Annotated in this window: 25 protein-coding genes and 1 riboswitch; of the genes, 5 read left to right on the top strand and 20 right to left on the bottom strand. The window is 44.6% G+C overall.

What is annotated here, in order from left to right:
- Nucleotides 1-282: 282 nt before the first annotated feature.
- Nucleotides 283-777 carry a hypothetical protein gene (locus tag AB5170_RS10730; protein ID WP_368361368.1) on the top strand — a complete coding sequence of 165 codons (495 nt, stop codon included), beginning with the start codon at nucleotides 283-285 and terminating at the stop codon, nucleotides 775-777.
- Between the two features lie 87 nt (nucleotides 778-864).
- Here the strand turns inward: AB5170_RS10730 and AB5170_RS10725 are convergent, their stop codons facing one another.
- Together AB5170_RS10725 and AB5170_RS10720 are read right to left on the bottom strand one after the other, a co-directional pair.
- On the bottom strand, nucleotides 865-1479 hold the full coding sequence (locus tag AB5170_RS10725; protein WP_118580392.1) for an NUDIX hydrolase: 615 nt from the start codon (nucleotides 1477-1479) through the stop codon (nucleotides 865-867).
- A 15-nt stretch (nucleotides 1480-1494) separates the two neighbouring features.
- Nucleotides 1495-1638, bottom strand: coding sequence for a DUF6783 domain-containing protein (locus tag AB5170_RS10720; protein ID WP_334298021.1), 144 nt, complete (start codon nucleotides 1636-1638; stop codon nucleotides 1495-1497).
- On the opposite strand from AB5170_RS10720, the gene AB5170_RS10715 reads away from it, so the two are divergent.
- Nucleotides 1570-1749, top strand: a complete 180-nt coding sequence (locus AB5170_RS10715; RefSeq protein WP_319017188.1) for a DUF6783 domain-containing protein — start codon at nucleotides 1570-1572, stop codon at nucleotides 1747-1749. The two genes, AB5170_RS10720 and AB5170_RS10715, sit on opposite strands and share 69 nt — an antisense overlap.
- Here the strand turns inward: AB5170_RS10715 and AB5170_RS10710 are convergent.
- From AB5170_RS10710 to prfB, 11 genes are all read right to left on the bottom strand, one after another.
- On the bottom strand, nucleotides 1713-2348 hold the full coding sequence (locus AB5170_RS10710) for an ECF transporter S component (RefSeq protein ID WP_118580386.1): 636 nt from the start codon (nucleotides 2346-2348) through the stop codon (nucleotides 1713-1715). The genes AB5170_RS10715 and AB5170_RS10710 overlap by 37 nt on opposite strands.
- Nucleotides 2349-2511: 163 nt before the next feature.
- Nucleotides 2512-2649: riboswitch (FMN riboswitch) on the bottom strand.
- Between the two features lie 94 nt (nucleotides 2650-2743).
- Complete coding sequence (locus tag AB5170_RS10705; protein ID WP_368361367.1) at nucleotides 2744-3652, bottom strand: mechanosensitive ion channel family protein; 909 nt, start codon at nucleotides 3650-3652, stop codon at nucleotides 2744-2746.
- 179 nt (nucleotides 3653-3831) lie between these two features.
- The gene (locus AB5170_RS10700; protein WP_173716542.1) at nucleotides 3832-4095 is read right to left on the bottom strand and encodes a DUF1294 domain-containing protein; all 264 of its coding nucleotides are present in this window, start codon (nucleotides 4093-4095) and stop codon (nucleotides 3832-3834) included.
- A gap of 110 nt (nucleotides 4096-4205) precedes the next feature.
- Entirely contained in the window at nucleotides 4206-6365 is a 2160-nt protein-coding gene (locus AB5170_RS10695) for a Tex family protein (protein WP_368361366.1), read from the bottom strand.
- 30 nt (nucleotides 6366-6395) lie between these two features.
- Nucleotides 6396-7223, bottom strand: a complete 828-nt coding sequence (locus AB5170_RS10690; protein WP_173716544.1) for a DUF975 family protein — start codon at nucleotides 7221-7223, stop codon at nucleotides 6396-6398.
- A gap of 162 nt (nucleotides 7224-7385) precedes the next feature.
- On the bottom strand, nucleotides 7386-8273 hold the full coding sequence (locus tag AB5170_RS10685; protein ID WP_148461034.1) for a DegV family protein: 888 nt from the start codon (nucleotides 8271-8273) through the stop codon (nucleotides 7386-7388).
- A gap of 49 nt (nucleotides 8274-8322) precedes the next feature.
- Nucleotides 8323-9534, bottom strand: a complete 1212-nt coding sequence (locus tag AB5170_RS10680) for a hypothetical protein (protein ID WP_148461033.1) — start codon at nucleotides 9532-9534, stop codon at nucleotides 8323-8325.
- 31 nt (nucleotides 9535-9565) lie between these two features.
- Complete coding sequence (locus tag AB5170_RS10675; RefSeq protein ID WP_118580501.1) at nucleotides 9566-10774, bottom strand: aspartate kinase; 1209 nt, start codon at nucleotides 10772-10774, stop codon at nucleotides 9566-9568.
- 97 nt (nucleotides 10775-10871) lie between these two features.
- Nucleotides 10872-12089 carry a homoserine dehydrogenase gene (locus AB5170_RS10670; protein ID WP_173735267.1) on the bottom strand — a complete coding sequence of 406 codons (1218 nt, stop codon included), beginning with the start codon at nucleotides 12087-12089 and terminating at the stop codon, nucleotides 10872-10874.
- 7 nt (nucleotides 12090-12096) lie between these two features.
- On the bottom strand, nucleotides 12097-12549 hold the full coding sequence (locus tag AB5170_RS10665; protein WP_177290069.1) for an ACT domain-containing protein: 453 nt from the start codon (nucleotides 12547-12549) through the stop codon (nucleotides 12097-12099).
- A 123-nt stretch (nucleotides 12550-12672) separates the two neighbouring features.
- Nucleotides 12673-13801, bottom strand: a protein-coding gene (gene prfB, locus AB5170_RS10660; protein WP_118580361.1) for a peptide chain release factor 2 whose coding sequence is annotated in 2 segments (ribosomal slippage) — nucleotides 12673-13725 and nucleotides 13727-13801 — 1128 coding nt in all. Because the reading frame shifts where the segments join, the coding sequence is not laid out codon by codon here.
- A 383-nt stretch (nucleotides 13802-14184) separates the two neighbouring features.
- On the opposite strand from prfB, the gene AB5170_RS10655 reads away from it, so the two are divergent.
- Nucleotides 14185-14553 (top strand): NusG domain II-containing protein, encoded by a 369-nt coding sequence (locus AB5170_RS10655; RefSeq protein ID WP_226815079.1) that lies wholly within the window; start codon nucleotides 14185-14187, stop codon nucleotides 14551-14553.
- A 3-nt stretch (nucleotides 14554-14556) separates the two neighbouring features.
- Nucleotides 14557-15042, top strand: a complete 486-nt coding sequence (locus AB5170_RS10650) for a Gx transporter family protein (RefSeq protein WP_148461028.1) — start codon at nucleotides 14557-14559, stop codon at nucleotides 15040-15042.
- Nucleotides 15043-15339: 297 nt separating this feature from the next.
- Here AB5170_RS10650 and AB5170_RS10645 read toward each other — a convergent pair whose 3' ends face one another.
- The 7 genes from AB5170_RS10645 to dapF form a co-directional block, all read right to left on the bottom strand.
- A complete protein-coding gene (locus AB5170_RS10645) occupies nucleotides 15340-16395 on the bottom strand; it encodes an FAD:protein FMN transferase (protein ID WP_227198925.1) in 1056 nt (351 codons plus the stop codon).
- A gap of 253 nt (nucleotides 16396-16648) precedes the next feature.
- A complete protein-coding gene (locus tag AB5170_RS10640; protein WP_195379613.1) occupies nucleotides 16649-17515 on the bottom strand; it encodes a 4Fe-4S binding protein in 867 nt (288 codons plus the stop codon).
- Nucleotides 17512-18147, bottom strand: a complete 636-nt coding sequence (locus AB5170_RS10635) for an FMN-binding protein (RefSeq protein WP_195379612.1) — start codon at nucleotides 18145-18147, stop codon at nucleotides 17512-17514. The genes AB5170_RS10640 and AB5170_RS10635 overlap by 4 nt, the downstream gene beginning before the upstream one ends.
- Before the next feature lie 3 nt (nucleotides 18148-18150).
- Nucleotides 18151-20115, bottom strand: coding sequence for an FMN-binding protein (locus tag AB5170_RS10630; RefSeq protein ID WP_195379611.1), 1965 nt, complete (start codon nucleotides 20113-20115; stop codon nucleotides 18151-18153).
- Between the two features lie 135 nt (nucleotides 20116-20250).
- Nucleotides 20251-23613, bottom strand: coding sequence for a penicillin-binding Tp47 domain C-containing protein (locus AB5170_RS10625; protein WP_227198924.1), 3363 nt, complete (start codon nucleotides 23611-23613; stop codon nucleotides 20251-20253).
- Nucleotides 23614-23775: 162 nt separating this feature from the next.
- Complete coding sequence (locus AB5170_RS10620) at nucleotides 23776-23946, bottom strand: hypothetical protein (protein WP_173735271.1); 171 nt, start codon at nucleotides 23944-23946, stop codon at nucleotides 23776-23778.
- Between the two features lie 201 nt (nucleotides 23947-24147).
- Nucleotides 24148-24996: a diaminopimelate epimerase gene (dapF, locus tag AB5170_RS10615; protein WP_173735272.1), complete on the bottom strand. Its 849-nt coding sequence runs from the start codon at nucleotides 24994-24996 to the stop codon at nucleotides 24148-24150.
- A gap of 249 nt (nucleotides 24997-25245) precedes the next feature.
- Here dapF and AB5170_RS10610 point away from each other — a divergent pair, with 249 nt between their 5' ends.
- A complete protein-coding gene (locus AB5170_RS10610; RefSeq protein ID WP_173771558.1) occupies nucleotides 25246-26076 on the top strand; it encodes an AraC family transcriptional regulator in 831 nt (276 codons plus the stop codon).
- Nucleotides 26077-26152 lie beyond the last annotated feature (76 nt).

Below are 26152 nucleotides of genomic sequence, written 5' to 3'. Positions count from 1 at the left end.
ATATAATTTACCACAAACTGACTATTTTATCCAGTCTTTGTGACTATTCTGCCTTCAAATTATGTTTTATTTTTTCATTGTTGGTTCTTTTTCTTAAGTTGTTCGTATTATAGTTTATGGGAATGGATATGTATTGTAAAAAACGATACTATTTTTACAAAATCATCTGAAGATATGTTATAATGAGAATATCTGTTGGATATCGTTAAAAGAAATATTATGATTCCGTTCAGCATAGAACATTGAATCATTAATGAAAGATACTTACGAGGTGTAAAGCTTATGAAATACAGAGATGAGTTCCACATTGCATCCACTGCAATTCTGCTCAGTGTGGCTATGGTGGGAATTTCCGTAGTCGTTCCCAAAGAAAGCAGAGTGCCAACTGCCAAGACCACATTAACAGAGGCTCCTGAAACAGCTGCTGAAGCGGAAGCTGCACAGCAGGAAGAATTTCCAATTTACAGTCAGGACAGTAATTATGACGAGACTTATGACTACAGCCGGGAAGATAGCTCCTACGACAACAGCTATGATTCTTCGGACGGCGATTCTTCAGGAAGCGACCAGATCACTTATCCTACTGAGGATTCTGGAGATGGCTCAGGAAGTGACTCATCTGATATTCCGGATTATACAGAAGATACCTCCGAAGATCCCGGACAAGATAACGATGAGAACTGGGATTATATTGATAATGGAGATGGTTCTGGTTCCGATAACGGAGGAGACTATACGGAGGATACCTCCGATCAGGATGTTGAATACTATGAATAAAAAAATCCTGCCCGGCAGGGCTTGAAAATTCCAACGGAATTTCCTGTTACATAATAAAAATCCCCGGATTTCCGGGGGTTTTTATTATTATCTGATCTTATTCAAAAATCCAAATGGTTCCTTATCTTCCAGAAAATGCATCAGCATATATGCCGTCATGATTGCTACATTCTCTTCCTTCAGAATCCGCTTCACTTCCTCGCGGTCCGCCAGAATCACTTCAATTTCTTCCGTATCTTCCTGTGCCTTGGAACTGATTTCGCCGCTGGCATATCCATATACAGTCGCACAAGACTCGTCTGTCATTCCTACAGTAGTGAAATAGGGCTTCTGGTAAGCTTCTGCTACCGGAATAGGATCAAGCTTCAGTCCGGTTTCCTCGTACATTTCACGAATTGCGCCTTCATGGTAATTCTCATCTGGCTCTACCAGACCAGCTGGAAATTCATAAATATAATCGCCTAATGTATAACGATACTGGCGAATCAACACCACTTTGTCATGTTTTTCGCCATAAATGCTATAAATGATCACACCGTCCGGATTGTTCTTATGTGTCACCATTTTCAGGCTGTCTACATCTTTTGCACGGGAAGACACAAAATAGTTTACCGGGGTATTGTGCACACTGGTGGCTTTTACATTATAAAGGTTTACATAACGATTATCTGTCTGTTTGGTAATGCTGTTGATTTTTCCCATAGGAACCTCTTTTCGTCAGTTCTTGCTGTTCTGGTCAGAGGTCTCGCTAGAGCGTGTTTGAAAAAGGCTTTCTGCAAGATGTGCGTCACAATTTGTGGGAGATTTTGTCCGGATAAGGGCGCCGTAGCGGGCTACGGCAACCGAATTCGGGCAAAATATACCGCAAAGTGGGGCGTGCAGATTGCGGGAATGATTTTTCAAACAGGCTCTAGATCTCACCAAGGAACAGAAAATCAGTCACCGCGAAGAATCACACGGATTCTTTTATAAATAAAAAACACGATCACTGAGGTTAATGTGTATTTGAATAAATTGAATGGTACAAGAATCATAATTGCAAAAGTAAGAAGGTTGGTTACACCGCTGTGTACTGCTGCACCCATTTCAATAAATGCCTGTACCGGCATTCCAAATGCCTTGCCGTATGCCGGAAGAAGTACAAATGCGTTTACAAAGCATGCAAGCACTGTGGTAAGAATTACACCTGCTGCCATACCTGCCACTGCGTGTGTTCTTGTCTTCTTATGCTGATAACGATAAATCAGTCCGGCTGGAACTACATAAGAACAGCCAAAGAGGAAGTTTGCCACATCACCAACGCCTGCTGTCATAGTTCCCTTGGTTACCAGATGTACCAGAATTTTCACCAGTTCAATCAGTATACCTGCTACAGGTCCCATTGCAAAAGAACCGATCAGTGCTGGAATCTCAGAGAAATCCAACTGATAAAAGGACGGTGCCAGAAATGGCAGCGGTACCTCAAAATTCATCAACACACCTGCCACAGCACCTAACATTGCTACCTGGGCAATGGTTCTGGTGCGGCTTCGCTCCATTACGTTTCCATTTTTGATTACTTGTTCGCTCATACTCATTGCTCCTTAAATTATAATATTTAAAGAAAATTTCTGCAAGTATGGGATTAAAATGTTACCAGTAAACAGTAACGTTAAAATCACCACATAAAAAGCCCCGGAATCTCTTCCGGGGCAATGAGCACGTACAAAAAAATCAACCGATCTAAATATTCTGCGCGTTCTTCTCTCATCCAGACTTTACTGTCGGTTTTGGAATTTCACCAAATCAGCCGCCAAAGCGGGTCGCGGACTATACCGCCGGTAGGGAATTTCGATTTCCAAAGATTTCGATCACCCTGCCCCGAAGAAATTTTCTTTTCATGGTGGATTATACAATAGAAATAAGATAATTTCAATAGGAAATCTATTTGTACATCTATTTCATATTTTCTATTATATATCTATTATCATTTGTCTTTATTTGTCTCCACAACATGTACATCCATCTGTGGATACGGAATGGAAATTCCGTTGGCATCAAAAGATTCTTTGATTTTCTCATTGAGGCGCCATTTGATCTTCCAGTATTTATCGGTGGGCACCCAGACGCGAAGGCCCATGACTACGGCGCTGTCAGCAAGTTCGTCTACAAAGACCAGCATGTCTTTGTCCGATTTGGTTCCGGGATCTTCCTGTAAAATGTGCTGCAAAAGCTTTTTTGCTTTCTTAATATCGGAATCATAGGAAATTCCCACTTTGATTTCCAGGTTACGCAAATTCTGCGCAGTTACATTGATAATGGTACTGTTGGATAATTTTCCATTTGGAATGATTACGTGCTTATTGTCAATGGTGATCAGGGTCGTATAGAACATCTCAACCTTATATACGGTTCCCTCCGTCCCACCAGCCTGATCCTGTATAATATAATCACCTACCTGAAAGGGCTTAAACAAAAGCAGCATAACACCGCCAGACAGATTCTCCAGACCGCCCTGCAAAGCAAGACCGATGGTAACGCCGGCAGTTCCCAAAAGAGCTGCTACTGAAGATTCCTTCACACCGAAATTAGTAGCTATATTAAAAATCAGAATCAGATACAGCAAAAATTTCCCAAAAGAACAGATGAACTGGGCAACCCCCATGTCTATACCGGCCTTTTCCATGGAACGCTTCGCAACCTTCAGCAGCCACTTGATCAGCTTTGTTCCCACATAAAACGCTACAATAGAAAGAACCACTTTCATTCCGAAGCTGATCAAATCCGGAATATGACCGTTAAAGTAAGCCTTGATCTGATCCCAGTTGGAGTTTACTTTATCCACTGTTTCCTGGACAGTCTCCTGAACTGCATTCTCTATAACCTGTCCTTCCAAATTCCCATCTCCTTTTTTCAGTCCTTTCCCACAAACAACTTTGTCCCTTGTTATCCAAAAACAATTTCGTCCACTCCGCTCAAAATCGCAAAAGCGGCAGGAACTAATACCCATTTAAAACAGGGCAATCTGGCCTGTTTTCCACCGGAAATTCATTTTGGAAGCAAATTATCCACCGTCTACTGCAAGACTCTCCACAGTATCAACTGCGCTGCCAGAATTAACGGCACACCCAGGCGAAATTTCCACTTTCTGGTTTTATGGTGGAAAAACTGCATTCCAAGAAGAGCCCCAGCGGAACCGCCAATGGCAGCCACCGCAAGAAGCTGAGCCTCTGGGATGCGCCACTGTTTTCTGATGGCTTTCTGCTTGTCCATGCCGTACATTCCGAAGGCTGCGATATTAACTAAAACCAGATACACAACAAGCATATTTTCTAACATTTTAATCCAACTCTCTAATTCCTCTGCCAAACACGCTATAAAGCGTGTTTGAAAAAGGCTTTCTGCAAGGCAATGTCAAAAGAAGAGAAATAATGCTTTCCCTCTTCTCTTTATTTATTCAACCCTTTCATAGAAAGGCTGATCCGGTTCTTCTTCTCATCCACACCGAGAACACGAACCTCCACAACATCTCCGACGCTTACAGCTTCCAACGGATGTTTGATAAATTTTTCACTCATCTGGGAAATATGAACAAGTCCGTCCTGATGAACTCCGATATCAACGAAAGCTCCGAAATCGATTACGTTGCGGACAGTTCCTTTCAAGATCATACCCTCTTTCAGATCCTTAATATCCAGTACGTCTGTGCGGAGAATCGGCTTCGGCATCTCATCACGCGGATCTCGTGCCGGTTTCTCCAGCTCTTTTACAATATCCCGAAGAGTAATCTCTCCAATTTCCAGTTCATCTGCAATTTTCTTGTAATCCCTGATCTGTCTGGAAAGTCCGGCAAGCTTGCCTCCTGCAATATCCTCAGCGGAATATCCCAGTTTCTCAAGAAGCCTGGAAGCCGCCTCATAGCTCTCCGGGTGAACGCTTGTCGCGTCGAGAGGATTGGAGCCGCCTGTAATACGCATGAAACCAGCACATTGCTCGAATGCTTTCGGACCAAGCTTCGCAACCTTCAGAAGATCTTTTCGGCTTGTGAAACGGCCATTCTCCTCACGGTAAACTACAATGTTCTTCGCAATAGCCTTGGAAACACCGGAAATATACTCAAGAAGGGAAGCCGAAGCAGTATTTAAATCCACACCTACTTTATTTACAGAATCCTCAACCACACCTGTCAGAGCCTCGCCAAGCTTCTTCTGGTTCATATCATGCTGATACTGCCCTACACCAATGGATTTCGGATCGATCTTAACCAGCTCAGCCAACGGATCCTGCACACGTCTTGCAATGGATGTGGCACTTCTCTGTCCTACATCAAAATTAGGGAATTCGTCTGTAGCAAGCTTACTTGCAGAGTAAACAGAAGCACCCGCCTCATTTGTAATTACATACTGAACCTTCGCTTCCGGAATCTCCTTCAGCATATCAACAATAACCTGCTCAGACTCTCTGGAAGCAGTACCATTTCCAACAGAAATCAGGGAAATGCCATACTTCCTGATCATAGCTTCTACTGTATCCTTCGCAGCGCGAATCTTCTTCTCGTTAGTAGGGGCAGTTGGATAAACAACTGTGGTATCCAGAACTTTTCCAGTAGGATCTACAACAGCCAGCTTACAGCCTGTACGGAAGGCCGGGTCCCATCCAAGGACAGTCTGTCCGGCGATTGGAGGCTGCATGAGAAGCTGCTCCAGATTTTTTCCAAATACTTTGATAGCTCCGTCCTCTGCCTTCTCGGTCAGATCACTTCTGATCTCGCGCTCGATTGCAGGAGCAATCAGACGCTTGTAACTGTCCTCTGTCACTTCTTTCAGAATCGGTGTAGTAAATGGATTGTCGCGGGTGATCACCTGCTTCTCAAGGTAACGAAGAATATCTTCTTCTGGTGCAGCTACCTTGATAGTAAGGAATTTCTCTTTCTCACCACGGTTCAGCGCCAGCACACGATGTCCAGCCAGCTTCTTCACCGGCTCCTCAAACTCATAATACATCTCGTATACAGACTGTGCCTCCGGATCTTTTGCCGTAGAACTGATGGTTCCTTTTTTTGCAGTAAGATCACGGATGTGGATTCGATAATCTGCCTCATCGGAAATATGCTCTGCAATAATGTCCTTTGCACCAGCAATGGCATCTGCCACAGAAGCAACCTCTTTTTCCTCGGAAACAAAGGCTTCTGCTTCTTCCTCGATGGACTTGCCTGTCATCTGAAGCATAATAATATTTGCCAGCGGCTCCAGACCTTTTTCCTTGGCAATTGTTGCCCTGGTACGTCTCTTCGGACGGTACGGACGATAAAGATCCTCTACCACTACCAGTGTCTGTGCTGCCAGGATCTGTGCTTTCAGCTCTTCTGTCAGTTTTCCCTGGTCCTCAATGCTGGAAAGAACCTGATTCTTCTTGTCTTCCAGATTTCGAAGATAAGTCAGTCTCTCGTTCAGGTTACGAAGCTGCTCATCATTTAAGGTTCCAGTAGCTTCTTTTCTATATCGTGAAATAAAAGGGATGGTGTTTCCCTCATCGATCAATTTAACAGCAGCTTCTACCTGCCATTTCTGCACCCCAAGTTCCTGGGTGATTACCTGTAAAATATCCATTTTTTCAATCTCCTCTTGTTGCTTGTATTTCTAATTTCTGTAACCGTCATTATTTTCTGTATCATATCCGTTTCCAGAATCATTGGTCCAGTTATGAAAGCCGCCGTCAGCAGTTCCATCTCCTGGCAGTCTGTAGTCCAGTTCCCCATCCAGATCCCGATAAAATGCCACCATGGACATTTCCATATAAGGCATGATCCAGAAAAGTGCAATATAGAACGTGAACACAGATAATAACAAAAGCGGGATAAAGCTGAGATTCAGCTTCACATATCTCCAGATATTTCCCTTCATCAGCCTTGCGCTCTCTTTCAGTGCCTGGATTCCTCCAAGCTCTGTGTCATCCGCCATGAGAAAGTAGGTCATGGCAAATGGAAGGGAAATAAGAAAATTCAGCAAAGTGCTTACAGCCAGCAGTCCCAGAGTCATGGAAAGCCACTGGATCTGGGAATCCACAGTCAGTCCCGGATCTGTGGTAAAGCTCACATAATAGTAAGGGATTGCTGTGACCAGCTGGATCAGCGCCAGCACAAAGCCTGCAACGATCACCCTGTCTGGCTGGTTTTTGAAAAAGTAGCCCAGATCTCCCAGAGAAAACTCCTTTCCCCTGGAAATATTCAAAAGCATATACCCCAGACCAGCGGAAATGATCCCCACGATCAGTGACACCACCAGCATAAATACTTCACTGAGAACCAGATCCAGCGCGGATGTGCCAGAAAATAAATTGGTAGAAAGGATTGTTCCTAAAGTATTCAGACCATACACTGCCAGAAGCCCAAGGATCACAGTTCCAACATGTCCCTGCAATGCCTTTTTTGCCTGCAGTTTGATTTCCTTCGTACTTCTTTTTTTCATAATCATCATTCTCCTTTGCAGTGAAACAGCAGGCCGGGATTCTGATGCATCCCGGCCAGATATATTGCAGCACCATTTCGCTGTTTTCACTTTTTGCTCCATTAAGCCATGCCAGTTGTTCCCAATATAGCATTCTTCCATCTGACATCTGTAATTTTTTAATTACGCCGTTCTCTTGTTTCCCCAGAAAAACAGCGCTACCGTACCAGGACCTGTATGGCTTCCGATGGTAGTTCCGATGTTATTGATCTCAACCTTCCCATTTAATTTCGGGAAACGCTCTTCCACCAGCCTTGCCACTTCCCTGGCATCCTCTATACATGCGGACTGGGAAATATAACATTTCCCACTATAGTCAAGTCCGCCCTCAGCGTACTCTTCCATTTTGTCTACAACAGCCCGGATCACCTTTTTCTTGGTACGGATCTTAAATCTTGGGATCAGTTTTCCCTGATCATCCATATTCAGCAGCGGGCAGATATTCAGCATCGTGCCGAAAAAGCCGCTGGCCTTGGAAATACGGCCTCCTCTGATATAAAACGTAAGATCTGTGGAAAAAAACCAGTGATGCAGGTTCAGCTTGTGTTCCTCCGCCCAGGCATGAACCTCCTCAATGGGTCTGCCCTCATCCCGAAGGTCTGCAAGTTTATCCATAAAAAGCCCATATCCGGAGGATGCTCCCAGAGAATCCACCACCAGGATCTTACGCCCCGGATATTTTTCCTCCAGATCCGCTTTTGCAACGTTAGCTGAATTGATAACGCCAGAAATTCCTGAAGACAGGCAGACATGGAGCACATCTTTTCCCTCTTTCAGAAATCCTTCGAAATATTCTTCGAATTCATCTGCATTTACCTGGGAAGTCTTGGTGGATGCACCATCCTGCATGGCCTTATAAAATTGGTCAAATGGCATAGACTGTCCCAGATCATCTGCATATTCTTTTCCATTTAGTTCATAATGAAAGCAGATATAGGAAATATTTCTTTTCTCAAAATGTTCTTTCGTAAGGTCTGCTGTGGAACAGCAGCTGATCACATAGTCGCTCATATTTCCCTCCTGTTACTAATTTTGCAAAACCTCCAGATCGGGTTCTCCCTTATTCTGGAAGAATTTCATTTCTGTACGCAACACTTGCCACTGTATCCGGATCCTCATCCTTGTTAAACCAGAACTGTGCCCGGTTGTCAATCTTGGTATCTGCAGTCTTATAAATATTCAGGTAATCTCCGTCCTCATCACACGCATAGCCTTTTTCCTCTGCAGCTGCGATCAGGTCCGCCTTCTTCGCACCCAGGGTAAATCCACCGGAAAGAGTAAGGGTAAGAGCATCACTGTCGTAATTGCCTACCTCAAGCTCCCGTACAAAACAGTTCTCGATGGCAGTTGCATCCTGGGTAAAATTGTAAACACTGAAATGCACACTCTGGTTATTCTTCATCATGTCTACAAATTCCAGATCCCGGCCAGCCACATAAGCGCCATCTTCCACATCCTGAAGCTCCCAGCCATTCTCAAGGAATGCAGACACCGGAGCCGGAAGGGAATAAAGATCTCCGCAGAATTCCAACTGTGGAGCCAGCAGATCATCTCCCAGCTCAGTAGGAGCGGTATAGGAAGATACGATTTCTGGAACTTCCTCGCTTACACTTCCCTTGTCATATCCTTCTGGCTCTACGAAGTTACGCATATCTACCTGCTTCAGAGTATTGTCATCCTTATATACATAGAAATGAACTTCCTCGTAATAATCTTTCGAGTAGGAATACTTGGTATACAGGTCTCCCTCGTAAGTATCGCTTGGATCACCATAAGCAGCTTTGATATCATCAAAATTGGATTTTCCCATTACGATTCCGCCAGGCAGTTCTACAGGAGTAGCCGCCACATCAAAATCATAGCTTGCATCAATATCAATTCCTGCTACCAGACACTGGTTTAATGGCAGCTGGTTGATTCCAAGATTGATCACATCTACGGAAACGCGGTCGTCCCCTTTGTAAAAACTGATGGAACCATAGGAATTGGTTCCAACGCCCATCTCCGGGTCCTCGTTCTTGCCAAGTGTCCAGTCTGCTGCAAAATCCTGGTAATACATAGGGAACTGGTAAACCTTATCCCCGATCTTCACCTGAAAATCGTACAGGCTGTCGGACAGCTCTGTAACCGTTTCTGCACCAGCCTCAGGCTCATCAGCAGCCTCTCCTGCTGCCTCTGTAGTTTCGGCTTCCTGTGCCTCTGCATAAGCCGCGGACGGAACCGCACACAGGCACATTGCTGTAAAAAGCACTCCCAATACTTTTCTTTTCATACAGAAATTCCTCCTTAGAATGTATATTTGATCAGTCGGCAAGGCCGAAAGCATCGTGTACTGCATTCATAGCCCGGATTCCGTCTTTTTCGTTGATAAGGACGGTAATACGGATTTCAGATGTGGAGATCATATTAATGTTTACGCCTTCATTGTAAAGGCTCTCAAACATCTTGGCAGCCACGCCAGGATTGCTGAGCATACCGGAGCCAACAATGGAAAGCTTGGCGATATTGCGCTCAGAGTGAAGCTCCTTGAAGCCAAGGCGCTCCTGGCTCTCCTCCAGAGTGGCAACTGCATCATCCAGATCATCCTTATTTACGGTAAAAGAAATGTCCTTTGTTCCTGCACGTCCGATAGACTGCAGGATAACATCTACATTAATATTTTTCTTTGCAAGGGTATCAAATACCTTAAATGCAACACCAGGCACATCACGAAGTCCCAGTACTGCGATCCTCACAGCGTCTGTATCCAGCGCAACACCGCTGATCAGCATTCTTTCCACGCTAACTACCTCCTTAACTACCGTTCCTTCACTGTTATTCAGGCTGGAGCGGACCACAAGGGGCACTCCGTATTTCTTCGCCATTTCCACAGAACGGTTGTGAAGTACACCCGCTCCTGATGTTGCCAGATCCAGCATCTCATCGTATGTGATCTCTTTCAGCTTTCTGGCATTTGGAACCTTACGTGGGTCGGCTGTATAAACGCCGTCCACATCTGTATAAATCTCGCAGGCGTCTGCATGAAGCGCTGCTGCCAGTGCCACGGCAGTGGTATCAGAACCGCCTCGTCCCAGGGTGGTATAATCATCATACTTATCCACTCCCTGGAATCCGGTAACGATGACAATCCTGCGGGCATCCAGCTCACGGCGGATACGCTCTGTGTCAATTCTTTTCAATCTTGCATTCTGATGGCTGCTTGTGGTATGCATGGTCACCTGAAAAGCATTCAGGGAAACCGCCGGAACGCCCAGCTTGTGCATTACCATGGCCATCAGAGATACGGACATCTGCTCACCGATGGTAAGGAGCATATCCATCTCACGCTTCGGAGGCTTGTCGTCCATATCATGAGCCATACGGATCAGCTCATCTGTATATTTTCCCATGGCGGACAAAACCACCACCACGTCATTTCCTTTTTTATATTCCTCGATACAACGGTTGGCAACATTATACATTCTCTGTTTGTCCCCAACGGAAGTACCGCCGAATTTCTTAACTATCAGCATAGTTTTTCCTTTCACGCTGTCAGTTTTATTTTTTATCTGCGCATACAGACAGTTTCACGCAGCTGCCCATTACCTGAATAACTGCGGTTTCATGTTATCAGTCTTTCACGCGGATCATGCCCAGAACATTCTCTCCAAGCGCTTTCACACGCGCTTTGTACTCGCCCTGTGTCATAAGTCTGGTAATAAAACCAAATTCTTCCGGAAGGGAATCCGGCTCGATCACAGCCTCAACCTTACCAAAAGCCTTATCCACCTCATCCAGGGAAGTATCCTTCACACGGACAAAGAAACGGCCTTCTACAGAATCCGGCTCCATCAGGGTCATCTCTTCATTGCTCCAGTTATTCGGAATGGTGTCATGAAGATGCTTTGCAGCCTCCACAACGTCTGCTGCAACTGCACTGGCAGTAGGAAGCTTGCCAGCTCCGCTTCCATAGAACATGGCATCGCCAAGCATATTTCCATGTACAAAAATACTGTTGAACACACCTTTTACGCCATAAAGAGGATTATCCTGTCCAACAAGGAAAGGTGCTACAAGTGCGTAGAAGGAATCGTCTCCCAATTTCTTGCTTGTGCCAAGAAGCTTGATGCTTCTGCCCATTTCTCTTGCGTATTCCATATCCTCTGGTGTGATCTTTGTAATTCCTTCTGTATAAACATTTTCAAAATTCAGGAATTTTCCATATGCCAGAGAGGAAAGAATGGCAATCTTACGGCATGCGTCCTGTCCTTCCACGTCAGCGGTAGGATCAGCCTCTGCGTAGCCTTTTTCCTGAGCCTCTTTCAGAACAGTATTGAAATCAGCACCTTCTGTGATCATCTTATCCAGCATATAGTTGGTAGTTCCGTTCAGAATTCCGCTGACCTCATCGATCTCATCTGCGGTAAGAGAACCGTTGATGGCACGAATGATCGGGATTCCACCGCCGCAGCTTGCCTCGAAAAGGAAGTTGATCTTTTTCTCTTTTGCAATTTCCATAAGCTCAGGACCGTATTTGGCAACCAGAGCTTTATTTGAGGTGCACACACTCTTGCCGGCTTCAAGTGCTCTTTTTGTAAAAGTATAGGCAGCACCGGTTCCTCCCATTACTTCTACTACAATTTTAACTTCCGGATCATTTACGATCTGCTCAAAATCATGAACAAGAATCTCTTCTACCGGATCTCCCGGGAACTCACGAAGATCCAGTACATATTTGATCTTAATCTCTTCCCCGGCTCTTTTGTTAATCAATTCATGATTGGTGCGGATGACTTCTACTACACCACTTCCAACTGTGCCATATCCTAACACTGCAATATTTATCATCTGTCCGTTACTCCCTGCCTAAAATTTTTAAATAATGGATTCCTCCCATCTGTTCAATGTCATCCACCATTGCCTCTGCATCCCCTTCTCCCTGAAGGATCTGCACACTTAAGGTAAGAGTGGCAATACCACTGATGGGAATACTCTGATGTATAGTCAGAATATTGCCATGATTTTCCGCAATAGCCCGAAGAACATTGGATAAAATTCCCGGCTCATCATCCATCTGTATAATAAAAGTGATGGTCTTTCCCTTGGCTTCCTCGTGGAAGGGAAAAATATCATCTTTATATTTATAGAAAGAGCTTCGGCTGATTCCCACAGCGTCTGCAGCTTCCTGAACTGTAACTGCCCGCTTTGATTCCAGAAGCTTCTTCGCTGCAACTACATTCAGAAGCACTTCCGGCACAGCCCGCTCTTTTACTACAAAATATTTATTCTTATCTGTTGTCTTTGGCATCCTGCATTTCCTTCCACTTTCACTGCGCCCTGCAAATCTCTGCCATTACAGCCGCTGTATCCAGACATAATCCGGAAACTGGCATTGCCCTGTTACCGTTACTTCGTGAACAGCAGCATGCTTTTACTGCTGCTCTGCAGGTCTCTTCGCAAGTGCGATCCATTTCAGATATGCATTAATAAAGATATCAATGGCACCATCCATAACTGCATCTACATTTCCGGTTTCTTCATTGGTACGGTGATCTTTGACCATGGTATATGGCTGCATAACGTAGGAACGGATCTGGTTGCCCCAGCCGATATCCGTTACTTCGCCTCGGATTCCGGAAAGCTTGGCTTCTGCTTCCTGCTGTTTCAGAAGATATAACTTCGCTTTCAGCATCTGCATAGCCTTATCTTTATTCATATGCTGGGAACGCTCATTCTGACACTGTACCACGATTCCTGTTGGGAAATGAGTGATACGGATAGCGGATGAGGTCTTGTTGATATGCTGTCCGCCGGCACCACTGCTTCGGTAGGTATCAATACGGATGTCCTCATCATTGACCTCTACGTCCAGATCTTTCTCAATATCCGGCATTACATCGCAGGATACGAAAGAGGTCTGGCGCTTTCCAGCCGCATTGAACGGGGAAATACGTACCAGACGGTGAACACCTTTCTCAGACTTCAGAAGTCCGTATGCGTTCTCTCCGTTTACCTGGAACGTAACAGATTTGATACCAGCTTCATCGCCGTCCAGATAGTCCAGAACTTCAATTGAAAAGCCCTTGCGTTCAGCCCAGCGTGTATACATACGATACAGCATACTGCACCAGTCGCAGGCTTCTGTTCCACCAGCTCCTGCGTTCAGTTTGATAATAGCATTCTCGCCGTCATACTCTCCTGAAAGAAGTGTCTTCACGCGGATACTGTCAAACTGTGCCTGGAACTCATCCAGCATTTCCTGGATTTCTTCGATCATGGACGGATCATTTTCCTCATAGCTCATCTCGATCAGGGTCTCCATATCTTCTTTCTGGGTTACCAGATTCTGATAGGTTTCCATGTCGTCCTTCATACCCTTTAATTCTTTCATTTTCTTCTGGGATATTTCTGCATTGTCCCAGAAATCAGGCGCTTCCATTTCGCGCTCTAATTCTTCAACCCGCTTTTCTTTGTTAGCCAGGTCAAAGTGAATCCCTCACTTCCACTAATGGTTCTGTGTATGTTGCAAGAATGCTCTTGAACTGGTCTAATTCAACCATAGCTTCACCTTCTTTCTAATATTTCTGTGTAACTGTCCAGTGTTTTCTGAATCGTTACATTTCTTCAACAATGCCGCCGGCCTGGAACGTGTTTGAAAAATCATTCCCGCGATCCGCACGGCACACAGACTTTCAAACTATACAATAGCATATTCCGTGGGAAATTACAATAAAAAGCGGTGTGGAAAGGAATAGCCACCCGTTACCGTTTTCTTTGTGAATAACAGGCATTCTCTCTGTTGCGATTTTTTCTCAAAAATGGATTTTAGAATAGGTTGAAAAATCTCTGTATTTCTTATATCATAAACTAATGGTTCGTTTGTGGAACATGGTTCTATGATATGATGATTTTGGTTAAAGCTATTAATGAAGAGGTATCATTTTTGAAGAAGAAAGAAGCGGTATTTATTGGTGCACTATTGGTTATTTCAGTGGTGCTTTGTATTTTTGTTTATGCGGTTCCACATGGAACTCATGGGTCGATCCAGATTACGGTGGATGGGGAACTTTATGGGACTTATTCACTGGCGGAGGATCAGGTGATCCAGATTGGGGATACCAATGTGTGTGAAATTAAGGACGGCGAGGTAAAGATGACAGAGGCGGACTGCCCGGATCATCTTTGCATGAAGCAGCCGGCAGTGGGCAGTGCAGGCGGATATATTGTGTGCCTGCCAAACAGAGTAGTCATTCAGGGAGAGGGCGATTCAGATTCACAGGATTCCGAAAGTGGATTTGACGCAGTGGTGTAAGTGATGAATCAGAAAAAGACAGCGTATCTTGGGCTGTTTGCAGCCATTGCCATTATTTTCGGGTATGTGGAATCGTTGATTCCGTTTTTTGCGGGAATTCCGGGAATGAAACTAGGGCTTGCAAATCTGGCGGTGCTTTTTGTGCTGGAGAGGTATACGTGGAAAGAAGCGGCGCTGGTTTCCATTGTGAGAATTTTTATTATCGGTTTTATGTTTGGAAGCGGCTCCAGTATTATGTATAGCCTGGCGGGGGCGACCCTTAGTTTGATTGTGATGGTTTTTGTGAAAAATAAGATTGGATTCGGGCAGCTGGGTGTAAGTGTGGCTGGTGGCGTTTCCCATAACATCGGTCAGCTGCTGGTGGCGATTCCGGCAACGCATACGGTGGGACTGTTGTATTATTATGCTCCGGCGCTGATGGTGTCGGGAGTGATTACAGGACTGCTGATTGGAGTGCTGACGAAGGAAGTGCTTAAGAGGATTCCGTAATATGTTACCACCGTACGCATCTGGGCTGAATATATTCCACGCGGGGAGGCGCAACATTCCGCGGAGCTAACTGCTAACTGCGACTAAACATCTCAGGAGAGCCTTCGATGTTAAGTCTTCGTAAGCAGTGGATCTCCGCTCCATTAAAGGCGCGCCTTGAATGCCCCGCTTAGGAATATATTCAGCCCAAATGCTGTTGATTGAAAAAGAGCTCCTGACGATAGTTTTTGACTATCCTCTGGAGCTCTTTTCGTTATTCCGTAAGCTATCATTTTCTATGAATCTATCATGGACAACTTACGCTTCGTTTACTGTGTATCCGTCTTTCATTAATTCGAATTTATCCATCAATCCACTTGTCACATACACATTTTTGTCTTCATCTACGAATACGGCTTCTGCATCATATTTCTCTAAAAGAGGTTTCGCGGCGTCCAGACCCAGGACGAAGCAGGCAGTGGAGAGGCCGTCGGCCAGGTAACCCTGGTCGCAGACGATGGTGACGGAGGTGAGACCGTTCTGTACAGGATAGCCGGTCTTTGGATCCAGAATGTGGTGGTAGCGAATTCCATCTTCTATGAAGTATTTTTCGTAGTCGCCGGAGGTGGAAAGGAACTGGTTGGCGTCCAGGGTGATGGCTCCAAGATAGTCGCCTTCCGTGTCACGGGGATCGGTAAGGGCTACTTTCCAGGAGGAGCCGTCGGGCTTTTCGCCGTAGGTCATGACACTGCTGCCGCCAAGGTTCAGGATCATACCGACGACGTCTGGCTGGGTTTGCAGGTAATCCATGATCTGGTCACAGCCCATGCCTTTTCCAACAGCACCAAGATCCAGGGTACAGCCATCAAGAAGGGTTACATTGTTTCCGTCCACCTGAATTTTCTCGTAGCCCACTTCGGGAAGAAGAGTGTCAATTTCGGACTGGTCCGGGACATGAGGATTCTCGCCGTCAATGTTCCACAGGCGGATGATCTTTCCAAGGGTGGGGTCAAAAACACCGTCGGAATCCTGGGACAGTTGGCGGATTTTCTCAAGGTCGGCGACAAGATCATCAGAGACTTCCATGGTCTTGCCCTCAGCATTGTTCAGCTGGGAAATCTGGGAGTTTTCCTCTGTCCAGGAAAGGAGGGTGGTTTCCATTTCGCGGAGCTTTTCGCCAATCTGAGTGTTGATGTCCTTGCCTGAGGTATAAAGGGTTTCGGAAACTACCGTGTCCATTGCGAAATCTGCGTTGGTGTATTTTTCTATGTCAGATGCATAAACAACTGTAGTTGTTTTTCCCAGTACTGTAGCGGAAATGACAGTGAGAAGCAGGCTGCCGCAGAGGATTCCTGCCACACTTCTCTTTCTCAAATTCCTTCTCCCATTAAACATATCCAAGCAGGTAAGTGATTGACCTCTGGACTGCTTTTTATAATGTACCTTAATTAAATCGACTTCATTCTGAAATCTTACTTTACTTCTTTTTTTACTCATATCCTGTTCTTTCTGATTTTATTTTCTCTTATTTTCCAATAGCTTTCGCCCATCTTTTTCCAGCGCGTGTTCAAGAAAGAATCCTGCTTTGCAGGATTCTCCGCCTGCGGCGGGTCGCTATAAGCGACATCTACCTTTCCGCCGCAGTGCGATCCTGCCCGGCAGGGCTTTTTATGCTATAGGGAATTCCAACGGAATTTCCTATAGCATAAAAAAGGCTCTCATCTTTCGCCTTCGGAATCCCGATCCGGATGTTCCTCTTCGGGCAGATTCCCTGGCAGGCGTGGCAGCAGATACATTCTCCGGAGAGAGAGGTATCACCGTCAATGTCCAGATGAGCAGGGCAGCGTTTTTTGCAGGCTCCGCATTTCGCCGGACAGGTGCTTCTGTCACGATTGAACAGTGCAGAAGGCGCTATAGGCATTATAGCAAAAATTGCGCCCATTGGGCAGAGGAACTGGCAGAAAAATCTTTCCTGAGTGCACATTCCGATCATGAGCAGAATCAGCAGCACAATCCCCACCTTGTAGGCAGCACCGGGAAGTCTGCCAGCGGTGAGCATGGAAAACACATCCCATGGGCTCATGCCCTGAAGCTTGCTGTACCAGCCGGTAAGGATAGATACAAGAAGCACCAGAAGCCAGATATATTTCACCTTCTGCAAAATGCGGATGGCTTTTTCTGAGTATCCGTGACGGCCTTTTTTATGAAAAACCTTCTGGCGGATAAACACAGTCAGCTCGTACAATGCATCCCCAAGGGAACCAAATGCGCAGGCATATCCGCAGAAATGCCGTCCGAACAGGCAGGTTACCACCAGCAGCACGGCAGTCACATCCAGAAAGGAATTCCAGCTGATTGCTTGATGTGCTGCGATTGCCTGAAAAACGGACTTCACGCCTGCGAATGCTGTGGAAAAAAGTGCCGGAGCAAAAATGAAAAACAGAAGCTGGATGCCGGCACGGATCAGCCGGATTTTTCTCTGTCTCTTTTTCATTGATTTTCCGCCTTTCCAAATGCATCATTTACAGCGTTGATAATTCCAGTGGAACTGAAGGTTGCTCCGGAAATGGTGTCAACATCTGTACTCTGGGCAGCCAAAATGGTACTGATCACGCCCTGTCCCTGGGAAAGGTATGCAGAGTCTTCGCCTGGTGCACTTACCACCTGAATGTCTGTAATCGTGTCATTTTCAAGTGTAACCTGAACCTGGATATTGCCGCCAAAGCCCTGGCCGTCTCCTGTGTAGGTTCCGTTTTTGTAGACAAGATCTTCACTTTCTTCCTCAGAAGAAGCGTCCTCAGCCTCTGTCTCATCTGTATTCTTGTCATCTTTTTTCGTGTCCTCGGAAGCATCCCCGGAAGCCGCTTCTTCCGTCTGGGCTTTCTGATTCTTCGCTTCCTCTTCTGCCTTTTTCTTCGCCTCTTCCTGCGCTTTTGCAGCCTCTTCAAGGGCACTTAATATCTCATCCTGCTGTTTTTCCAAGGCCTCCACTCTGGTTGTCAGACTGGCGATCTGCTGGTCTTTTTCGGTATCACTATCTTTTTTCTGCATGGAGTTGTAGCCGAGAACGACACCAACGATCAGAAGCAGACATAAAACTCTCATAATAAAACTCTGGTATTTCATGGGTTATGCTCCTTTTGCCTGATTTAATGCATTTCTAAATGCCTGAATAAATCCCTGGGAGGAATATGTGCATCCAGATACTGTATCTACACTGTCTGCGGACTGCTTTCCCATAACCTGTCCAAGAATTCCCTCCCAGGCTGTATCTGCATATTCTTCATCATCATAGGAAAAATAAGTTGCTCCCACAATCTGTCCTCCGGATATTGTTACGGTAACCTGTACACTGTCTGGTCCGTCATTGCCTTCTCCAATGCCAGTGTAGGTTCCATCTGTATATGCACCAGCAGGCACAGGCGTGGGTTCTGGCGTAGCTGTCGGTTCCGGCGTCACAGAATTCTCCGGTGTATCCGTCGGTTCCGGTGCAGAAGTTGGCGCTGGCGTTTCAGTAGGCTCTGGTACAGCTGTAGGCTCCGGTGCAGTCGTTGGTTCCGGAACAGAAGTCGGCTTTGGCGTATTTGTGGGTTCTGGCTTCTCGGTGGAATCCGGCGCCTCAGTGGGCTCTGGCGTTACTGAAGGCTGTACCTCTGTATTTTTTGCCTGCTCCAATGCTATTTTGGACGCATCCAGAATTCCCATAGAAGAAAATGTTGCACCACTTACAGTGTCAATTCCTTCTGTACTCTGCTTTTCCAGTATTTTAGGCTGTATGGATCTCCATGCCTTATTGAAAAAGCTTCTGGTATCTGAGTTTGTATTGGTTACTTCCGTAATTTTTCCGTCTTTAATTGTCAGTGTTATGTTAACCTTTCCAGAATATCCCATTGCAGACCCTGTATAGGTACCATCTTTCAAAAGCTTTACAACCGGCTGTTCATCTGACGGATTATCCGGAGTCTTGGTAGGATGTGGAATCTCCGTTGGAATTGGTGTTACAGTTTCATCAGGTACAGTAGTCGGGGTTGGAGTTATATCTTCTTCCTTTGAGTCTGTAGTTCCTGATTGATCAGCCTTTGAAAGAGCCTGGGATAAAGCTCCGAGAATTCCATTGGAAGAAAATGTTGCACCACTTACAGTATCAATTTCAGAAGTACTCTGTCTGGAAATCACATTGGACTTGATTGTTTTCCATGCTTTATTAAAAAATTCAGGTGTGTCTGTATTTGTGTTGCTTATTTTTTTGATTTTTCCATTTTTTATTGTAACCTTTACCGTTACGATTCCATCAAAGCCTTCTGCCTGTCCCTCATATACGCCATCTTTATAGCTGACAGAAGTATCTTTCTTCGGTTTCTTTGCAGGTTTTGGCGTTGGCGTTGGAGTTGGTGTGGCAGCCGGTGTGGCAGAATCACTGTTTCCTGCCTGTGAAAGGGCATTCTGTACTGCCTGGATAATCCCGTTTGAGGAATAAGTTGCACCGCTGACTGCATCCACATTCGGGGACTGGCTTGATAAAACCTTACTTACAACGCCCTGTGCAGAGGCAAAATAAGAGCCTGTTTCTCCAGAGGCACTCAATATATCAACAGCTGTGATTTTCCCACCTGATACAGTTACCTGTACGGTAATCGTTCCTCCAAAGCCAGTACCGCTGCCCTGATAAGTTCCATCTTTATAGCCGCCTTCCGGAACTTCTGTAGTTGGTGTAGTGGTGGAGCCCTGACCTACCCCTGAAGATGCAGCCGTTTTTACTGGAAGGGTCTTTGAGCTTCCTTTTTTTATACCACTTTTTTTCTTTGAAATTTTGGAGGTTTTTTTCTTTGAAGATGATGATGTATTTTTGCCTGCTTTCAGCAGACTCTCCTCTTTTGCCTCGTCATCTGCTGCCTCATAGGAATAGGCTGTTTTCAGAAGCGATTCCAGATCCTGGGATTTTACAACCTCTCTGGTTTCAGCAGTCACTTCTTTTCCACTGCTGCCAGCCTGAGCACCTGCTGCAGCCACAGCCGCAATAACCACTGCTGCTGGAGCAAGTTTCACCAGATTCTTTTTTTCAAAAGGATTCTTATCACTGTCTCGTTTTTTCATGCTGTCTCCTGTTAAAATATGTAGCAAAATAAGTTTCTTTTTACAAGCAAAAGCAGGGGCTGTTAAAAACGGCCCCCGTTCCTTTGCCTTGTTTTTGCACAAGTATTATTTGTTATCGTAAAAGCTTTGTAATCATTATTTTACTTTTACTTTGAATTTCTTAGATACTCCATTACTTGTAACAGTGATGGTTGCAGTACCTTTCTTCTTACCTTTTACAACACCTTTTGCAGTAACAGTCGCTACTTTCTTGTTGCTGGACTTGTATGTTACTTTTCCGGATGGTGTTGCGGTTGCTTTGATTTTTACTGTTTTGCCTTTCTTGATTGTTGCAGAAGATTTTGCAAGCTTCAGAGAAGGTTTCTTAACCTGGATTACTACCTTCTTAGTGTAATTTCCAACCTTTACCGTAATGGTTGTCTTTCCCGCTTTTTTCGCTTTTACAACGCCTTTGGAAGAAACAGTAGCTACTTTCTTGTTGCTGGATGTAAATTTAACTTTTCCAGTTACATCATTTTTTACAACCGTAATGGTTGTAGATGTTTTTCCTTTGGTGTAAATTGTGGAAGCTTTTGCAGTTGCTGTAATTCCTTTGGCCGGTGCTGCAGTCGGTGCCGGAGTTGCAGTTGGCTGTGCAGGTGCTGCAGTTGGCTGTGCCGGGGCTGGTGTTGCAGTCGGCTGTGCCGGTGTTGCGGTTGGAGCCGGAGCCTTTACAAGCATGTTGAGAGCTTCTCTTAAATGTCCGATCTGCTCTTCTACGCCATAAGTTGTCTGATTCTTAATATTTGCAAGCATTTCCTCGCACTCTTCAAGCTCATTTGCAATGCTGTCTTTTGCAGCAGCCCAGCTCTCCGGAGTATAATCAGCCTCGTTCAGGGCTTTTGCTTCTGCGATAATGTTTTCCAGTGGCGTGGAATCTGCATCACCTGCAGGTTTTGCAATATTCTCAGCTGTTGCCTGGAATTTTACAACGTAATCCTGGTATCCAAGGGCATGAACAGTAAGGATCCAGTAACCAGTTCCGTCAGTTCCTTCCGGAAGCTTGCATCTTCCAGATTCTGTAAGACCAAGCTGGATACCCATCATTTTATGCATCCAGTTATCAGCTGCAAATTTTGTTCCATAGTTTGCAAGTCTGTTTGTATAAGTGGAATCATTTCCATAATATGCCCACTCAACAGACTGCATATGTGCACCAAGATCGCCATAGTTTCCAGTCAGGTCAACTCTCAGGAACTCACCATAAGAACCATTTCCAGGTTTTACAGTTGCTGTAATTCCGTCTGCCACTTTCAGCTCTGCATCTTTGATACCAGACTCAGTTCCGTTCTGTCTTGCTCCGATTACAAAGCTTCCGTCTTCAGCTTTTGTAACTTTTTTCAAACCATTTGTATTTGCAGTTACATTTGCAACAGCTTCATAGGATTTCAGTTCTTTCTCGCCATAACCGCCGATCAGCTGTCCGCCATTTTTTACAATTGTATGGCTTTCTGCAAAAGCAGCAAGGTCAGCTCTCTTAATCTCAACCGGTACATATTTCAGTCCAGTTACGGTATATCCGGTTACATTGTTCCGGTTAAATACTTCTGATGTTCCATCGGCATAATAAACTGTTTTTCCGTCTGCGCTCCAGTGGGAAACTGTTTTTCCATTAAGAACCGCGATTGCCTGGAAGCTTCCTCTGTGAAGGCCATGGTTTGCAGTTGCTCTTGTTACAGCATCAAATGCTCCAAGGTCTGACTCACCTCTTCTGTCTTTTTCTTCAGAAGAAGCTGTGGAGCCTGCATTGTATACATCCTCGGAAGCCCAGTACTCAGCCCATGTAAGACCTGCGTATACATATACGTTTTCGTTGTAAACAAATGTTACATCTGGGTATCCGGCAGCACTTACAACTACTGTATCTCCATCGTTTACAGCTGTTTTAGAATAATCAAGAGTTCCATCCTCCTGAACAATCTTCACAGCACCTTTTCCGCTTGCAGCATACTCTTGGTCACCAATTTTTACTTTTGAAACTGTTTTGGTAAATGCAACAAACTGCTCAGCGGTAATATCTGCCGCAGCAACCAGTTTTCCTTCATACTCATCATAGGAAGCCATTACAGTATCTGTTGTTGCTGTAAAAGTAGCGCTGACAGGAGCATATTTTCCATTTGCATCGGAAATTGTCAGAGTATGTGTTCCAGGTGTAAGATTTGTAACCTTTACTCCTGTCTCTGTTGTCGCTGCTTCCACATCATCAACTGCATATTTCTTTGAATAATCAGATGGAAGTGCTTCAGATAATTCAACTTTAACCTCTGCATCTGTTACCTTGATGTTGTCAACGGTTGCACTGACACCTGTTTTTACCGGAACATAAGTATCTGGAATATCAAAATTAATTTCCCCCTTATCCGTATAGTACGTTACGCTGGAAATAGTTTTTCCCATCATGGATTTGTAGTGGTCAGAGCTTATTGGGCAACCGTGAGATTCTGTTGTAAAGCCGGTGCTCCATGCAAGTTCTTTTCCTTTCCAGATATTCTCAAGATGACGGAGTGCATAAGTGGTTCCGTCTGTTGTATTGATGATTACACCATAAATCTTATCACCATTAGATGCATTTACTACTGCCTTTACTGCTGTCTCATCCAGCTCAAGCTGATAATCTCCATATTTGGAATTAAGCTTTAATTCAGCATTCACACTAACATTCTGTTCGGACATTCCCTGAACAGCGCCAAAAGAAATATTTCCGTTCTCATCTACGCTCATTTCCTTGTAATATGCAGGAGTTTCTGCCGGAACATAATAAGTATAGCTTGGCTGTTCAATAAGAGCCGCTGCACCAGTATATGTATTAGTACTTACCTGGCCTTTCATGTTCGTAGTAATCTCTATAGTAGTGCTGTCTGTAATCTGTTTAAAATTTTCCAAATCAGAAGCTTTATTCACTTTTACCGGAAAAGTAACACCTGCAAGTTCATTTCCTTCCGCGCTTGTATGATAAGCAGCATTTCCATTCATCACGCCGCTCATCTTTGTTTTTGCTTTCGTCGCGGATGTAAATGCATCTACTTTTACATCATTGTTTTTCAACTCAGATCTGTAAAAAGCTTCATAGGGAATGTTCATCAGTACGATCTGACCATCCTCCACTGTTTTCAAAGCTCCCGCTTCATTGTTGGTTTCGCCCTCAGTGTCTGCTAAAAAAGCATCTTCTGTGTCTCCGGTTTCACCATCCTCGAATCCAGACTCCTCTTCTGCGGCTTCTCCAGACTCAAAACCATCCTCTGTGTCTGTAGCAAAATCTGCTGAATCGTCAGCCTCTGATGATTCGTCATAGTCGTCTGAAATCTCATCAGAACCATATGTAGTCTCCTCAGATACCTCAACAGCTACTTCTCCAGAAATAAAGTCCTCTGCCATAACTCCAACCGGTGAACTGGTCATCGCTACAGCTGCACTCATAATGATCGGAGCAATTTTTCTTAATAACTTTTTGTCAGCCATTCTCTTCCTCCTTGTTTAACTATTATTAGTGTTTTCTAATCTTTGTTTATTTTACAGAATTGTGTTAGAAATGTCTATCTATTTTTAGTTTAGACATTGCACTTTTTTTATCAACAAGAGGGGCTGTTTCGTATATCAACATGCTGATTCCGTCTCCATATTTTATATAAAAAATGCTTTCCTCTCTTTAGGCATAATGATATCGCTTACAGACATCATCCCCCCATTTGCAGCAAAAAAGAATCCAGGCACGGAAGTCTTCTTACTTCTATACCTGGATTCTCCTACATTGAAAATTAAGCAACTGCCATATTGACTTGTCTGATTTTTCATCTGCTGCACCGCCTTCCTACGCGATGCACAAAAATTATACTGTGTATCATTTCCCTTTGGCAGCCTTTAAATTTCATTTTTATTTATCTTTTCTGCCATATCTGCATTTTGCGCCCTCTGGCGGTCACAAATACGTTTTAGAACAGCCGTTTTGCTACACAGACACGGCCGTTTGGATGCGCCATACACCATATTTTCTTTCTATGAGAAAAAGCTTTCAGCCACGCTCATCTCTGCAATATATCCAACAGTTCCTGTCATAAAAATAGTTCCATCTTCTTTAATGTCGATCTGGATCATACCACCTGGCTGGTTTACATTGATTCTGTTTTCCATCAGACCTTTTCGGTAGGCTGCAATGGCTGCTGCACAGCTTCCTGTACCGGAAGCTTTTGTGTAACCGGAGCCACGCTCCCAGATCTCGATATCCAGATTTCCTTTATCAATCTGGCGGCAGATCTGCAGGTTCACTCTTTCCGGGAACTCATCTGCATTTTCCACATATGGCCCCAGCTCTCTTACTTTTTCCTGAGATACCTGATCCATGAAAATAATGCAGTGTGGATTTCCTACTGTGAGACAAGTTGCCTTGTATTCTTTCTTGTTAAATGTAAATGGCTCATCGATCACCTCACGCACCTCGCCAGTTACCGGAATCTCTCTGGAAAGGAAAGAGGCTTTGCCCATATTTACGCGGAACTCTGTCGCTCTGGCATTCAGACACTCTACTTCGATTGTTCCGGATAAAGTCTCAATGGCAAATTTTTTCTCTGTAACATACTCATTGTCCATAAGATATTTTGCAAAAATACAGACACCGTTTCCACTGATTGCAGCTTCACTTCCATCGGAATTAAAAATATGCATTCCCATTTTTCCGTTAATGTCAACTGGTCCGTAAAGCACACCATCCGCTCCAAGTCCGAACCCCCGCTGGCAAAGAAGCGCAACTTTTTTGCCCTGCAGCTGAAGCTGGTTTTTCTTCGCATCCAGTACCAGATAATCATTTCCAAAGCCCTGATATTTTGTCATGATAATGCTGTCTCTCATTGTTTTCAATTCCTTTCTGACGAAACGCCCGTGATCTTTTTTCTCAAATCACATCTTATATCCAGTATAGCGTTTATTTTTCCCATGTACATAGAATAACTTGCGAAATATATTGCAAAAAATGCGGTATTTCATTTATAATAAAGTCATATTTCAAGCGCAGAATTGAATTATGACGCTACGCAAACGTAGCTGCAAACAAAGTTTGCGGTTCCATACACACTATAGTTAAAACAGGAGCCATAACATATGAATTCTTTCAATGAGCCAACTGAAAAAACCGGCTATCTGGAGCAGGATTTCCGGCTTTTTCACATCAAGGACCAAACCAAGCGGGAATTTTCCTACCATTATCATGATTTTCACAAGGTGATCATCTTTCTTTCCGGAAAGGCAGCCTACCACATTGAGGGAAAGTCCTACTACCTGAAGCCCTGGGACATTCTCCTCGTGAACCGTCACGCCATCCACAAACCTGAAATTGATTTTTCGGTTCCATACGAACGTTTTGTACTATGGATCCGCAACGACATCAAATCCACAGAACTGCTCCGCTGTTTTCAGAAGGCGATTGACCGGAGTTACAATCTAATCCGTCTGGACTCTGACACTCAGGAAAAATTAAAGCAGCTTCTCTACGAACTGGAAGCTGCCCTGAAAGACAAAAAATTTGGAAGCGAGCTTCTTGGCTCAGCTCTTTTTACCCAGTTCATGGTTTATGTAAACCGCATTTTTCTGGAAAAGCAGTACATTTACGACGCTCGCTCCTACAGCAGTGATTCCCAGATAGAAGAGCTTCTCCGTTATATTAACCACAACCTTACGGAAGATCTTTCCATTGAAACCCTTGCGCGGAAATACTACCTGAGCAAGTATCACATGATGCGGAAATTCAAGGAGGAAACCGGTTACACCATCCACAACTACATCATTAGCAAGCGCCTTCTTCTCGCCCGCACAAAAATTTCCGAAGGCACCCCCATCCTGAAGGCCGCCCAGTTAAGCGGCTTCTCCGACTATACCACCTTCTCCCGGGCCTATAAAAAACAATTTGGCACCGCGCCGAGCCAGACAATATAATTGCTATTTAGTTGATTAAAAGTTCTTCAATGCGGACGCATTTGGACAATGTGTATTACTCACTCGCCGGCGCAAC

Origin of the sequence: Ruminococcus sp. RTP21484sp1_RTP21281st1_A8_RTP21281_210402 (genome assembly GCF_040914025.1) — a bacterium.
GTDB lineage: Bacteria > Bacillota > Clostridia > Lachnospirales > Lachnospiraceae > Blautia_A > Blautia_A faecis.
This window is presented reverse-complemented; position numbering and strand designations above follow the sequence as displayed.

What these genes read in the sequence shown, in the direction of transcription:
- AB5170_RS10650 (WP_148461028.1), top strand. Translation starts at nt 14,557, where the DNA reads ATGAATCAGAAAAAGACAGCGTATCTTGGGCTGTTTGCAGCCATTGCC.
- AB5170_RS10610 (WP_173771558.1), top strand. Translation starts at nt 25,246, where the DNA reads ATGAATTCTTTCAATGAGCCAACTGAAAAAACCGGCTATCTGGAGCAG.
- AB5170_RS10690 (WP_173716544.1), bottom strand. Translation starts at nt 7,223, where the DNA reads ATGAAAAAAAGAAGTACGAAGGAAATCAAACTGCAGGCAAAAAAGGCA.
- AB5170_RS10675 (WP_118580501.1), bottom strand. Translation starts at nt 10,774, where the DNA reads ATGCTGATAGTTAAGAAATTCGGCGGTACTTCCGTTGGGGACAAACAG.
- AB5170_RS10680 (WP_148461033.1), bottom strand. Translation starts at nt 9,534, where the DNA reads ATGAAAAGAAAAGTATTGGGAGTGCTTTTTACAGCAATGTGCCTGTGT.
- dapF (WP_173735272.1), bottom strand. Translation starts at nt 24,996, where the DNA reads ATGAGAGACAGCATTATCATGACAAAATATCAGGGCTTTGGAAATGAT.
- AB5170_RS10725 (WP_118580392.1), bottom strand. Translation starts at nt 1,479, where the DNA reads ATGGGAAAAATCAACAGCATTACCAAACAGACAGATAATCGTTATGTA.
- AB5170_RS10670 (WP_173735267.1), bottom strand. Translation starts at nt 12,089, where the DNA reads ATGATAAATATTGCAGTGTTAGGATATGGCACAGTTGGAAGTGGTGTA.
- AB5170_RS10700 (WP_173716542.1), bottom strand. Translation starts at nt 4,095, where the DNA reads ATGTTAGAAAATATGCTTGTTGTGTATCTGGTTTTAGTTAATATCGCA.
- AB5170_RS10710 (WP_118580386.1), bottom strand. Translation starts at nt 2,348, where the DNA reads ATGAGCGAACAAGTAATCAAAAATGGAAACGTAATGGAGCGAAGCCGC.
- AB5170_RS10640 (WP_195379613.1), bottom strand. Translation starts at nt 17,515, where the DNA reads ATGAAAAAGAGACAGAGAAAAATCCGGCTGATCCGTGCCGGCATCCAG.
- AB5170_RS10620 (WP_173735271.1), bottom strand. Translation starts at nt 23,946, where the DNA reads ATGAAAAATCAGACAAGTCAATATGGCAGTTGCTTAATTTTCAATGTA.
- AB5170_RS10665 (WP_177290069.1), bottom strand. Translation starts at nt 12,549, where the DNA reads ATGCCAAAGACAACAGATAAGAATAAATATTTTGTAGTAAAAGAGCGG.
- AB5170_RS10685 (WP_148461034.1), bottom strand. Translation starts at nt 8,273, where the DNA reads ATGAGCGACTATGTGATCAGCTGCTGTTCCACAGCAGACCTTACGAAA.
- AB5170_RS10695 (WP_368361366.1), bottom strand. Translation starts at nt 6,365, where the DNA reads ATGGATATTTTACAGGTAATCACCCAGGAACTTGGGGTGCAGAAATGG.
- AB5170_RS10630 (WP_195379611.1), bottom strand. Translation starts at nt 20,115, where the DNA reads ATGAAAAAACGAGACAGTGATAAGAATCCTTTTGAAAAAAAGAATCTG.
- AB5170_RS10635 (WP_195379612.1), bottom strand. Translation starts at nt 18,147, where the DNA reads ATGAAATACCAGAGTTTTATTATGAGAGTTTTATGTCTGCTTCTGATC.
- AB5170_RS10730 (WP_368361368.1), top strand. Translation starts at nt 283, where the DNA reads ATGAAATACAGAGATGAGTTCCACATTGCATCCACTGCAATTCTGCTC.
- AB5170_RS10625 (WP_227198924.1), bottom strand. Translation starts at nt 23,613, where the DNA reads ATGGCTGACAAAAAGTTATTAAGAAAAATTGCTCCGATCATTATGAGT.